At 40.5% G+C, this 13234-nt stretch carries 12 protein-coding genes; 8 read left to right on the plus strand and 4 right to left on the minus strand.

The window, feature by feature from the left end; translation table 11 throughout:
- The first annotated feature begins 85 nt into the window (after positions 1-85).
- Entirely contained in the window at positions 86-1981 is a 1896-nt protein-coding gene (locus JNO66_RS00215; RefSeq protein WP_203086207.1) for a PrkA family serine protein kinase, read from the plus strand.
- Between the two features lie 216 nt (positions 1982-2197).
- On the plus strand, positions 2198-2731 hold the full coding sequence (gene lepB, locus JNO66_RS00220; protein WP_273753098.1) for a signal peptidase I: 534 nt from the start codon (positions 2198-2200) through the stop codon (positions 2729-2731).
- Positions 2732-2765: 34 nt separating this feature from the next.
- Here the strand turns inward: lepB and yidD are convergent, their stop codons facing one another.
- The 3 genes from yidD to JNO66_RS00235 form a co-directional block, all read right to left on the minus strand.
- A complete protein-coding gene (yidD, locus tag JNO66_RS00225; RefSeq protein ID WP_203086209.1) occupies positions 2766-3020 on the minus strand; it encodes a membrane protein insertion efficiency factor YidD in 255 nt (84 codons plus the stop codon).
- 52 nt (positions 3021-3072) lie between these two features.
- Positions 3073-3924, minus strand: coding sequence for a M15 family metallopeptidase (locus JNO66_RS00230; protein ID WP_203086210.1), 852 nt, complete (start codon positions 3922-3924; stop codon positions 3073-3075).
- 108 nt (positions 3925-4032) lie between these two features.
- A complete protein-coding gene (locus JNO66_RS00235; RefSeq protein ID WP_203086211.1) occupies positions 4033-4257 on the minus strand; it encodes a WYL domain-containing protein in 225 nt (74 codons plus the stop codon).
- 146 nt (positions 4258-4403) lie between these two features.
- Between JNO66_RS00235 and JNO66_RS00240 the strand changes: the two genes are divergently transcribed.
- The 6 genes from JNO66_RS00240 to JNO66_RS00265 all read left to right on the plus strand — a co-directional run bounded on the left by JNO66_RS00240 (position 4404) and on the right by JNO66_RS00265 (position 11542).
- Entirely contained in the window at positions 4404-6179 is a 1776-nt protein-coding gene (locus JNO66_RS00240; RefSeq protein WP_203086212.1) for a right-handed parallel beta-helix repeat-containing protein, read from the plus strand.
- Positions 6180-6433: 254 nt separating this feature from the next.
- Positions 6434-7606 (plus strand): sporulation protein YhbH, encoded by a 1173-nt coding sequence (yhbH, locus tag JNO66_RS00245; RefSeq protein WP_203086213.1) that lies wholly within the window; start codon positions 6434-6436, stop codon positions 7604-7606.
- A 287-nt stretch (positions 7607-7893) separates the two neighbouring features.
- The gene (locus tag JNO66_RS00250; RefSeq protein ID WP_203086214.1) at positions 7894-8769 is read left to right on the plus strand and encodes a 6TM ABC transporter family protein; all 876 of its coding nucleotides are present in this window, start codon (positions 7894-7896) and stop codon (positions 8767-8769) included.
- Between the two features lie 326 nt (positions 8770-9095).
- On the plus strand, positions 9096-10325 hold the full coding sequence (locus tag JNO66_RS00255) for a serpin family protein (protein ID WP_203086215.1): 1230 nt from the start codon (positions 9096-9098) through the stop codon (positions 10323-10325).
- A complete protein-coding gene (locus JNO66_RS00260; protein WP_203086216.1) occupies positions 10322-10810 on the plus strand; it encodes a hypothetical protein in 489 nt (162 codons plus the stop codon). Before JNO66_RS00255 ends, JNO66_RS00260 begins: the two co-directional genes overlap by 4 nt.
- Positions 10811-10930: 120 nt before the next feature.
- Positions 10931-11542: a DedA family protein gene (locus JNO66_RS00265; protein WP_203086217.1), complete on the plus strand. Its 612-nt coding sequence runs from the start codon at positions 10931-10933 to the stop codon at positions 11540-11542.
- 28 nt (positions 11543-11570) lie between these two features.
- On the opposite strand, the gene exaC is transcribed toward JNO66_RS00265, so the two are convergent.
- On the minus strand, positions 11571-13088 hold the full coding sequence (gene exaC / locus JNO66_RS00270) for an acetaldehyde dehydrogenase ExaC (protein ID WP_203087450.1): 1518 nt from the start codon (positions 13086-13088) through the stop codon (positions 11571-11573).
- Positions 13089-13234: the final 146 nt, after the last annotated feature.

A 13234-nucleotide genomic window follows, 5' to 3' on the forward strand; every position in this document is an offset into this window, starting at 1 on the left:
AGTGGGTTTACGAAAAAGGGGCATGTTCAACTAGGCTAATGCATAGAATACATTAATCTCGGATTCACGAGGATGGAGGGGTATTATGAGTATACTAAAAAAGATTGAGCGCTTTCGTGAAGAAGAAGAACGGTTGAAGTGGGAAGGAACATTTGAAGATTATTTAGAGCTAATTAAAGAAAAACCTTATGTGACGCAGACCGCTCATTCCAGAGTGTTTAATATGATTGAAGATGCTGGAGTGGAGGAGAAAGACGGCAAAAAGACATTTTCCTTTTTTAAAGAGCAAATCTATGGGTTAGAAGAGTCAATTGAACAGTTAGTAGAAGAGTACTTTCACTCGGCGGCAAAACGATTGGATGTACGAAAGCGAATTCTGTTACTCATGGGACCAGTAAGTGGAGGTAAATCGACTCTTGTCACGATGTTAAAAAGAGGATTGGAGCAATATTCCAGAACAGATCGTGGAGCCGTTTATGCCATTAAAGGCTGCCCAATGCATGAGGACCCGCTTCATTTGATTCCTCAACACCTTCGTGCCGAGTTTCAAGAAGAATACGGTGTAAAGGTTGAAGGTCACCTATCTCCATTAAATATGATGCGACTTCAGGAAGAGTATGGAGGAAGAATAGAAGATGTACTCATTGAGCGTATTTTCTTCTCCGAGGATAAGCGGACCGGGATTGGAACATTCAGTCCATCAGATCCTAAGTCACAGGATATCGCTGATCTCACTGGAAGCATCGACTTTTCAACGATTGCCGAGTATGGCTCTGAATCAGACCCTCGTGCCTATCGTTTTGATGGAGAATTAAATAAAGCAAACCGTGGAATGATGGAGTTCCAAGAGATGCTGAAGTGTGATGAGAAATTCTTGTGGCATCTTCTGTCTCTTACGCAGGAGGGGAATTTTAAAGCAGGAAGATTTGCTCTCATCTCAGCGGATGAGCTAATCGTAGCCCATACCAACGAATCAGAGTACAAAACCTTTATATCCAACAAGAAAAACGAGGCGCTTCACTCACGGATCATCGTGATGAAGATTCCATATAATTTGAAGGTTAGTGAAGAAGAGCGCATTTATAAAAAGATGATTGATGATAGTGATCTATCACACGTCCACATCGCCCCGCATGCTCTTAAAGTAGCAGCGATCTTTACGATCCTTACTAGATTAAAGGATACAACGAAGTCTGGTGTCGATTTGATTAAAAAGCTGCGCTTGTATGATGGAGAAAGTGTAGAGGGCTTTAACTCACAGGATTTGGCTGAACTGAAAAACGAGCACACAGATGAGGGAATGAGCGGAATTGATCCACGATATGTCATTAACCGAATTTCTTCGGCCATTATTCGTAAGCAGTTAACGTCTATTAATGCATTAGATGTCCTGCGTTCTATTAAAGAAGGCTTGGATGCGCATGCATCGATCTCGAAGGAAGAACGAGAGCGCTATATGGACTTTATCTCCATTGCACGAAAAGAATACGATACGATTGCGAAAAAAGAAGTCCAAAAGGCATTTGTGTATTCATATGATGAGTCTGCCAAAACACTTATGGACAATTATTTAGATAATGTGGAAGCGTACTGCAATAAGAATAAATTACGCGATCCTTTAACTGGTGAAGAGATGACGCCAGATGAGAAGCTTATGCGTTCAATTGAAGAGCAGATCGGAATTTCTGAAAATGCAAAAAAAGCATTCAGGGAAGAGATCCTAATTCGCATCTCGGCCTATGCAAGGAAAGGCAAAAAGTTTGACTACAACTCTCACGAACGCCTGCGCGAAGCGATTCAGAAGAAGCTATTTGCTGACTTAAAAGACATTGTTAAAATCACTACATCTGTTAAAACACCGGATGAATCCCAGCTTAAGAAGGTGAACGAGGTCATTGCCCGTTTAATTGATGAGCATGGATACAATTCTACCTCGGCCAACGAACTTCTACGTTATGTAGGTAGCTTGTTGAATCGTTAAACGCATGGAACCGATGAAGCATCTGGCTCATCGGTTCTTTTTGGTGCAGAAAGTACGATAAAAAACGTTAATTTTACAAATGCTTGAATGAAGCTTGGTTTAAGGGTGTTGACCGCTCGTGCTGGTATACATAAAGGCAAGATAAGCGGTACAGTAAGGTTGTCGTCTTTGTTTAAAAGTGGTAAATTGAAAAGAAAAGAATGGCGGAGGAACAGTGTGAGTACAACGAAAAGTGAGATCTTTGGCTGGGTAAAAGCGATCATTATTGCAATTCTACTAGCAGTGATCATACGTGCCTTCTTATTCACGAGTTACGAAGTAAGAGGTGAATCAATGCTTCCAACGGCTCATGAAGGAGAGCTGTTTATTGTGAATAAGTTAAATTATCAATTTGGCGAACCGAAGCATGATGATTTAATTGTTTTTCATGCGACAGAAGAGGAAGATTACATTAAACGTGTGATTGGTTTGCCAGGTGACACAATTCGGGTGGAGAATGACATCCTCTATATTAATGGTGAAGAAGTAGCGGAGCCTTATTTAGATGAAGTTAAACCAGGACCTGGAAAGTATACAGAGGACTTTGATGAGATTGTTGTACCTGAGGGACATGTTTTTGTGATGGGAGACAATCGTCCAAGTAGCCTCGATAGTCGCAGGATTGGGCCAGTAAGTGAAGATCAAATTGTTGGGAAGGTTGATTTACGTTTTTGGCCATTACCTGAGTTTTCATTTATGGGAAATAAATAAGCAAAAGCCGGAATCTCCTAAGATTCCGGCTTTTTTAATGATGGTGCTGACAATTTCTGGAAGCTGGTTCCTCTTCCTCACCAGGAGGCATGTCAATTCCACCAGGGTGAAAAGGATGACATTTCGCCAAACGTTTTAGGAGGAGCCATGAACCTTTGGCTGCACCAAACCTTGTCACAACCGTTGCCCCGTATTGCGAGCAAGTGGGGTAAAACCGGCACGTTGGTGGAGTGTAGCGGGAGATAAACCGCCGATAAAACCGAATGATCGCTAAGATGAGCTGTTTCAAATGAGCACGCCCTCCTAATGAGTAAAGGCTCGCGTCAAGCGAGCCACACAGGTTAGATTTCTTTTACTAAATCAAAAAATTCCTCAAGAGCCAATTGATTCTCGTAAATCTCAATAGCTGCTTCCCCTACATATCGAAGATGCCAAGGCTCATATCCGTAACCGGTAATATCTTCTTTATCCTTTTGGTATCGAATAATAAACCCAAAATGATGCGCATTCTCTGAAAGCCATTGACCTTCTTCTGTATCTTCATATTCTTGAACAAGACTATAGTTCACACTTGCACTTGAAACATCCATCGCAAGGCCTGATTGATGTTCACTGCTTCCAGGGTTTGCAACAAACTCTTGATCAGGGCCAGACTTAGACACTGCTTGATCATACAGCTCCTGTTGACGATCATAGGAACGATACCCGGAAACGGCAGCTAGTTCAATATCTTCCTCATTAGCAGCTGCGAACAATGCTTCAAGCGCACCGGCTGCTTCTTCGCGCATATAGCTCTTAGGAATATCCTGATGACCATAAGAGAATTTCACATCAGGAATCACAAGATCCTCTGGCTCGTAGTCACTAGGTAACAAAAAGTCGTGATTTACGAAGGTCAATATATTATCAGGGTTTTGAATGATTGCTTGTCCATCAACTTCTTCAATTTCATTAAAATATTCAGTAGGAAGAGACATGGTTTCTTCGTCAAACGGTTCTTCCTCTTCTTCAGCCGGTTCATCTTCATTCTCGGCTTGATTCGAATCATCAGGTGCTGATTGATCTTCTGTTTGTTCTTGTTGTTCATTTGATGGGTTTGAATCGTCAGGTGACGACTGCTGGTCATCCTGTTGGCACGCACTAACCATAATCGTACTTAGTGCGACAATGAATAACCATTTATTCTTCTTCATAAGTACATACCTGCCTAACTTAGTTTCTTTCATCTATATATGAGAGTATACCACATGGCTTATTTGTTCAAAAGCCAGCTACATAAGGATAGCCAGCTTTTTGCATGTTTATCCTGATTTTGAGTAACGTTGTGTAACTGGTGCGTAGGAAAGAATGCGGTCTAAGGAAAAACGCCTCATTTGCTTCTTTTGATGGCAATACCCAGAGAGAATACCATTTGAAATGGATTCTGGTGTGATGACTCGATGACTGATTTCATTTGACTTTGAGTGGTATATAAGCGCAATACGTGTTTTAGTTAAACACATTTTTGTTAGCTGAGACGTATACACGTCATCACCTCCTTTAGCAAATTATATGCGAACGTAAGTTCTTATACAACTAATTTTGCTTAATTGGAATTCATTTCTTTAAACATTTCAATTTGGACAGCAAAAAGGTATTTGCCTTATAATGAAGGCTAAGCGAGGTGGATTGTATGGAAGCCATAACCGTGTCTCAAAAAATCCTGTCAAAATATAAAAATGTCAAACAAGCACTTGAGCTTGTTGAAGAGGGTGGAACGATTCACCTGGATAAAGCAACTTATAAAGGAAAGTTTTTTATACATAAATCAGTAACGATTTGCGGTGCACATGCGAAGGATTCCGTTGTTCTAGAAGGGTCCTTTGTCATAAAAGATGGTGCTCGGGTGACAATTAAAAATATGACGCTCCAGGATGATGAAGTTGGTGTATTTGTCCAGGAGGGCTCTCTTACACTTGAAAACTGTGATATCAATCGCATGAGTGAAACAGCCCTTATGGTGAAGAAAGGGAGCCATGCTACATTACGTGATGTGATTATCCAAAATAATCAGCACGCTATTCTTTCCCAAGGGAAGGTGCAGATGCATTTTTGTGCGCTATCAAATCAACAAGCCACCCAGGTCATTCTCTACCCAGGTGCTAACTTAAAATCAAAGCATACACATATTCTTCAAGGGAAAAAGGAAGCCATTCTTTTAAAGGGGCAAACAAATGGTACGCTTGAGGATTGTTCCATCTTTGGTCATTCTGGTGAGTACGCTCAAGTTCGTGTGCAAAAGGATGCAGAGCTCCATATTAAGTCCAGTCGAATATATGAGGGCACTAGTGGGGGACTTGATGCTCAAGGAGGCCGTCTACTTTTAAATGATGTGGAACTGTATCGAAATGTAGGCACGCAAGTTAAGCTTGAAGACAGCACAGCAACGATTAGCCATTCGTCTATACATAGCGCAGATATAGGTTGTGTGGTCTCTAACGGCTCCACTCTTCAGCTTGAGCAATCGCAGCTTACCGCTCATCTGCAAGCCCAGCTTCACGTAAGCGGTGGTGCCCTTCATGCGAACCACTGCTCTATTCGAGGTGGAAAAAGTAACGCCATCCTGGTTACAGAATGCGGAGAAGCAGATATTGCTGATAGTGAAATTGCCGATCATTTTCTTCCTCAAATCTGCGTCTCTGAACAAGGGCATGCAAGAATCGAGCGTTCCTCCATACATCATGGAGAGCATTATGGAGTTTGGTTAACCGAGCAATCCTCAGCAAATATTGTTCAATCAAACATCTATGGCCACCAGCAAATTCAAGTGGTTGTAGCAGAACAGAGCTATTTAGAGATGGATACTAGCTCAGTGTACGAAGGCTATGAGAATGGAATGCATTTTCTTGAAGAAAGCAAAGGGCTCATTTCTCATTGCGAAGTGTACCGTCATGGAGCTGAGTTCCCCCAAGTGATTGTACGAGAGGGTGCTGATCCTCACTTTAAACAGTGCACCATTTCAGAAAGTCCATCGAATGCAGTTTGGTTTTTGGAGCATGCAAAAGGACAAGTTGAACAGTGTACAATTGTAGGACATGGACTCGCACAAATCGAAATAACGGGAGAAAGCACCCCTCGTGTATCTCGGACAACCATTACAGAAGGTGGACATTGTGCGATACACATTCATGAATCAGCGCCGGTGATTGAAGAGTGTCTTTTTCCAGATCATATTGAAACGATTATCTTAGAAGGAAACTGCGCAGCTGAGATTGTGGGTCAAGGAGCAGAGGTTTTGGCTGATTATGCAGCGTTTAAGCGTCACGAAGAAGAGCGTCTTTCGAATCTTGATGAGAAAACGCTTGAACGAATCCAAAAAGCAGAGGACCTTGCTGAAAAAGAAGCACGAACCGCTGAAATTGTTGGTTTAGTTGAAGAACTGGAGCGAAGACTTGGAACAAATTCATAACACAACAAAAGGGACGATCCTTAGATGATGAGGGTCGTCCCTTTTTAAATGGAAGAAAGGATGGATAAGGCTTTTTTAGGTTGATCAGAATTTTTTGGCAACTCTTTCACTTGTCTGCATAAGATAAGGTAATCACTAAAAAAATGACCTACTTTTAAACTTTGGACTGATTCCATCTTACTATATGCTGAAACGCCTGAATGTGTGCATAAAAAGGCAGATCTGTTTATTGATATATTTAAGGAGGGAAACATGTGAAAAAAGATGACTATCAAGGGTTCGCTGTGTCTCAGGAGAATTGGTCCCTCCACCGAAAAGGCTATCAGGATCAACGAAGACACCAAGAAAAGGTGCAGGAAGCCATTAAACGTAATCTGCCTGATCTAGTAAGTGAAGAAAGCATCGTGATGTCAAATGGGAAAGATGTCATTCGTATTCCCATTCGTTCATTAGATGAATACAAAATTCGTTATAACTATGATAAAAACAAACATGTCGGTCAAGGGCAAGGCGATTCAAAAGTTGGAGATGTTGTCGCGAAGGATCCTAATGCGCAAAAGCAAGCAGGAGCCGGGAAGGGTCAAGGAGCGGGTGACAAAGCTGGTGAAGACTATTATGAAGCAGAAGTCTCAATAGCCGAGCTGCAGGATCTTTTATTCTCTGAACTTGAGCTTCCTAACTTACAGAAAAAAGAAGAAGACGAAATCATTATTGAAGACATCTCATTTAATGACATCCGTAAAAAAGGATTAATGGGTAACGTCGATAAGCGCAGAACGATTCTTTCAGCCATTAAACGAAACGCTCTTAGTGGAAAACCAGGGATTAATCCGATTTCGAACGACGACCTCCGCTTTAAAACGTGGACAGAAGTCACAAGGCCAGAATCCAAAGCCGTTGTGATCGCGATGATGGATACAAGTGGATCGATGGGTCGATTTGAAAAATACATGGCACGAAGCTTTTTCTTTTGGATGTCAAGATTTTTGCGGACCAAATATGAAACGGTTGATATTGAGTTCATTGCGCACCATACCGAGGCTAAACAAGTAACAGAAGAAGACTTTTTCTCAAAAGGAGAAAGTGGAGGAACCATTTGCTCCTCTGCCTATCGTAAAGCTCTCGAGATCATTGACTCCAAATATGATCCGAGCCGCTATAATATTTATCCATTTCATTTTTCAGACGGAGACAATCTCACAAGCGACAATGCCCGCTGCGTGAAGCTAGTGAATCAACTTATGGATGTATCCAGTATGTTTGGATATGGTGAGGTGAATCAATACTCTCGCCATTCGACTCTCATGAGCGCTTACAAAAACATCGACGACCCACGCTTTAGACACTACATCTTAAAAGAACAAGGCGACGTGTATCATGCGATGAAGGAATTTTTCAAAAAGGAATACGAAGAAGTGAGTGTATAGGAGGGGACCCGGCTTTGGCCGGGTTTTTTGTGTTAGTTTCTTTGTCTCCTATGCATGAACAAGTAAATATTGTAAACTACAAAACAAATGGTGAATGTAATAGACGAAACCCAAAGTAACATCATCAAGAAAAGATGATCTTTAATGAGCCAGACTAAGAACCAGACCAAATAAAGTCCAATACCGAAAATAGATAATCTCTTAAAGAAAGACATACAGACCTCCAAACTATAGGTTGTGTGTAGTGTAACGTACATTTGATAAAAAAAGTAGAAGGTGCATGAACTTTGATACGAAAACTAAAGTCTTCAATCGCTATAACAATCTTTTTAATGATCCTTTTATCGCCACTCATCATCATAGACGTATTAATTATTTATTTGCTTAGCGGGTCTGTTTTTAGCGTGACAAAGCTTTTCCTCTTGCTACTGATATTTTACGTTGTAAGTTTTGTTATAAGTATCATTGTTGATGGAATAATCGATGTTTTAGGTGATGTATTCGATTTGAAGGCTCCAAAGATCTTGTCATCCTGTTTAGATTTACTTGTTAGCCTAGGGGTTTTAATCTTAGTACATTCTTACTTTACTACTATAAATCTCTCCATTTTAATTATGGTTTTGATTGTAATCGTTCATGCTCTTGCAGGCCATTTTATCAATACATTACCTGGAAATGAAGAAGTAAAAGATGAGTTAGATCCTAGCATTGAGTACGAAATTAAGCAACTTTTACATGAGAAAAATAGTGTGGAGTGTATTGAGCAGGTAAGTGAAAATCACCCAGAACTATCAAAGAAAAAGGTCATAAAAGCAGTGCGTAGAATATCTATAGAAGTTAAAGGGGATGAGATGATGGCAGATTATAGAGATTCTGATTACTTTAACCGCTTGACTGACAATCTAAAACAAAATGAAAACATTAGTTATGATCATCTCATGTTCTTATTACATCAAGGCAGAGAGATTGATTTTACATACAATGGTGTAGATTATTTTATCGCTCATGTGAAGGAAGGTAGAGTACTTTGGCATCAAGAACATCAACTCAGTGACTATTATGATGAACGGAATGAGGCATTTGTTGAAGAGACAAAGATTAATCAAGTGAGCCTTGCAGATATTTTTAGACAGAGGAAAGCAATGATCGTTACCATTTGGTAGTTTATTAGAACCTTATCCAATCACGAAGCAGTCTCGTTAAAACATATGCGATTAAAAAGAAAAAAGGTAATACAAACAGTTGTAAGGGCGCATTAATTGAAAAAGGAATGAAGGAATTCCATAAATAGTTTATGCTCGTCACTAAAAAAAGCAAACAAATGATATAGATTGTCAAATCAAACAGCCACTTTTTCAATTGTTGAATCAAATACTCACCCCTTCTCATGGTATTTTCCTATTCTACTAGTTCTTTCTAAAAAAAGAATAAAGATTGTAGGGGAACGACGATTGTCTGTAGAAAGTATGGTAATGAGGAGGTGCGATACATGTCGAGAGTTTTACCCTTTGGAATCGGTGTAATGGTTGTACTGCTTTCTGGTTGTGGTGGGTCAAGTCAGAATGACGATCCAACATCTCCAGCAGCTAGTCCGCCTAGAGACTCAGTAAATATTGATTCTGAAATATCTTCAGCCCATTTCGCAACATCGGATGCGTTTTTTAAGGCGATCATTCAAGAACATTCGGATCAAAATGTGTTGATTTCCCCTTACAGTTTGCAGGTGCTTTTGTATATGTTAGCGAATGGACTTGGTGATTCAAATCGTGAGGAGCTTCTTGAGGCGTTACATGTAAATGCCATTGATTTAGAAGCACTTAATCAGTCTGTTCAACAAACCATTCAATCCTTTGACGATTTACCTTTTTCAGATGTAAAGACCGCGAATTCAATTTGGCATCGAGACCATTTAGCCGTAGAGGAAGACTTTAAAGAAATGATTGGCACCTATTATAACGGCGAAGCGCATGAGCTAAGAGAACTGAATCCAGCTGAGGAGTTAAATGATTGGGTTCATGAGAAAACAAATGGACTCATTGAGAAGCTTGTAGAAGAAGTTCCATCCAACGTAATTGCATATCTTATAAATGCCGTTTATCTAGATGCAGATTGGGAGAAGCCTTTTGAGAAACACCTTACGATTCCAGGTTCATTTTATTTATTAGATGGGGAAGACATTCAACATCCGATGATGAAGCAAACAGAGACTTTTCAATATATGGAGGAATCTTCGTTTGAAGCGGTCAAGCTACCTTATCAAGATGAGGGTTTATCAATGATTGTAGTGTTACCTGACACGGGTGCATATGAAGAAGTAGCATTCGATTTGGATTTTTCAATGTTTGTAAACGGAGATTGGAGTCGTACAGAAATGGACCTTCAATTGCCCGCTTTTACGTTTAAAAGTGAGTATGATTTAGAAGATCGTTTAACAGAGATGGGCATGGGAGTGTTATTCAATCAAGGCTTGGATACGTCCACGCTATTTGGTGAAGGGTCCACTCATGAAATTGATGAAGTGCTTCAGAAAACGTATATCAACGTAGATGAAGAAGGAACAGAGGCTGCGGCTGTTACTGGTGCTGCATTGAATGAATCAGCTACTCTCGTTGAAAAGCGTTTTATTGTTGATCGGCCGTTTTTATTCTCCATTATTGATGAAGAAACAGAAACGATTTTGTTTATGGGATCGGTGGTGCGGCCTGTGATTGAGCCATGAGACTGAGGATCGCGCGCATATTTCTTGGAAGTGGTCTTCTATTATCTGCAATCGGCTTTACGTTTTGTCATATGCTTGCGAACCCGAGGCCGCCTTATTCGTCGATGGGTAATGTAGCGATCTTTTTTGTTGGTATGCTTGTGCCGATTACAGGTGTAATTGTTTATGGATGGGTAAGGTTACTAGGTAGTGCTTTATTTCATAAATGGAGTAAATGGTTTCTTGTTCTTTTACCAATTCATATAGTTGCGGCTATTTTGTGGCAGGTATATTCGCTAGATAGCTATCGGGAGATGCTCGGTAATCATTTAGAAGCATACTATGGATCTAGGGATGATCAATATATTCTTGATATTACACAAGGTTTTGACAATCAGATGAATAGTCAGTTTTTCAACTTAAACACTTGGTTGGCTTATGTGTCTATGACGCTGTGGGTAGCTTTGATGATCTCGTTCGTTATGAAACTCCGTAAAGTCACATAAACAATTTACATTAAATTAATAATCGTTGTATATAATTTAAAATTAAGTGTTAAGGAGGATTGTCACTGATGAAATGCGAATGACAATCGTTTTGAGAGAGAGAAAAGGAAGGGCTCATTCATGCTAACAGAGTATATTATGGCATTTGTAGAATTCTTAAAAGGATTTTCTTATTTTGGTATTATGCTAGCGCTATGTTTTGAATTTGTTCCGGCAGAAGTGGTTTTGCCTTTAGCGGGATTTTGGGTGTATGAAGGGGATTTTAACTACTATCTAGTTGTTATAGCGGGAGCAGTAGGAGGAACGATTGGTCCGCTGACCCTTTACTATCTAGGTAAGTGGGGTGGTCGCCCAATGGTCATAAAATACGGGAAATATTTTTTAGTTTCAAAAAAACAAATCGATGCATCTGATCGATTCTTTGACAAATACGGTGCAGGAGTAGCCTTTTTTGGACGATTTTTACCTGTTGTTCGTACCGCCATATCTGTTCCCTGCGGAATAAGTGAAATGAATGTAATTAAGTTTTGTGTGTACACGTTTATTGCCATCCTACCTATAACTGCTTTATATGTATATATAGGTTTTACATTGGGGGAGAATTGGGAACAGGCAGGTCCAATCTTCAAGCAATATACGATGCCTATTGTCTACGTGATTATATCCGGACTAGCCATCTATATTATCTACAGAATCATAAAGAATAGAAGACTAAAAAAAGACAACATCTGAGTATAAGATGTTGTCTTTTTGATCTCGTTTAGAAGAATCCTTGTGCGTCTTCACTATAGCTAACGAGTAGATTTTTTGTTTGTTGATAGTGTTCAAGCATCATTTTATGATTCTCACGGCCGATTCCAGATTGCTTGTATCCTCCGAAGGCTGCATGTGCCGGATAGACGTGGTAGCAGTTTGTCCAGACTCGTCCTGCTTGAATTTCTCTTCCAAATTTGTAGGCAGTATTGATGTTACGAGACCAAATTCCAGCTCCAAGTCCATAGAGTGTATCGTTTGCAATGGCTAGTGCTTCATCTTCATCCGTAAAGGTCGTGACAGATAAAACGGGACCAAAAATTTCTTCTTGGAAAATTCTCATCTCGTTGTTCCCTTTAAAAATGGTTGGCTCAACGTAGAAACCTTTTTCCATGCCATCAACCTGGCGTGTACCGCCCCCAATGAGACATTCGGCTCCTTCGTTTTTCCCGATTTCAAGGTAGGATGTGATTTTCTCAAGCTGCTCTTGTGAGGCTTGAGCTCCAATCATTGTATTTGGATCGAGTGGATTTCCAGATGTAATTTCCTTCACTCGCTTAAGCGCTCTTTCTATAAATTGATCGTATATGGATTCATGTATGAGTGTTCGTGATGGGCACGTGCAAACTTCCCCTTGGTTTAACGCAAACATCACAAACCCTTCAATCGCCTTATCAAGATACGCATCATCTTGATCCATGACGTCTTTAAAGAAGATGTTTGGAGATTTACCACCAAGCTCTAGGGTGACTGGAATGAGGTTCTCTGAGGCATATTGCATGATCAGACGTCCCGTTGTTGTTTCTCCAGTAAAGGCAATTTTGGCAATTCGTTTGTTAGAAGCGAGAGGTTTTCCGGCTTCTTCTCCAAAGCCGTTTACAATGTTAACTACTCCAGCCGGAAGAAGATCCACAATTAGTTCCATTAATACAAGGATGGATGCTGGCGTTTGCTCAGCTGGTTTTAACACCACGCAGTTTCCAGCAGCGAGTGCTGGTGCAAGCTTCCAGACAGCCATAAGAATAGGGAAATTCCAAGGAATAATTTGACCAACCACACCAAGTGGCTCATGAAAATGATAGGCGACCGTCTGCTCATCAATTTGGCTGAGAGACCCTTCTTGTGCACGAATCACCCCGGCAAAATAACGAAAATGATCCACTGCTAAAGGAATATCCGCATTCAGTGTTTCTCGTACGGCTTTTCCGTTATCCCAGGTTTCAGCAACGGCTAGTTTTTCAAGATTCTCTTCAATTCGATCTGCGATTTTGTTTAATAGAATCGCACGTTCAGTTGGAGTGGTTTTCCCCCAGCTTGACTTCGCTTCATGTGCGGCATCAAGTGCTAACTCAATGTCTTCAGAAGTAGACCTGGCCACCTTACAAAATACTTCTCCATTAACGGGAGACACATTGTCGAAGTATCGACCATTCGCAGGGGCTGTCCATTTTCCACCGATAAAATTGTCATACTGTTCTTTAAACGTCACCACAGAGTCGGTCGTTCCAGGCTGCATATAAACCATAAGAAATCCCTCCAACGTCATTTATTTGAACCACCTCCATTGTATACCCTTTTGGCGAATTTTGTAAGCGCTTTATTTCGATTGGGGAGGATTAATTTTTTGTAAAGTTAATGCGGAGCTGAAGGGAATCGACGAAGAGAGGGCTG

This window comes from Alkalicoccobacillus gibsonii, assembly GCF_016798245.1.
In the GTDB taxonomy this organism is placed as follows: domain Bacteria; phylum Bacillota; class Bacilli; order Bacillales; family Bacillaceae_D; genus Alkalicoccobacillus; species Alkalicoccobacillus gibsonii.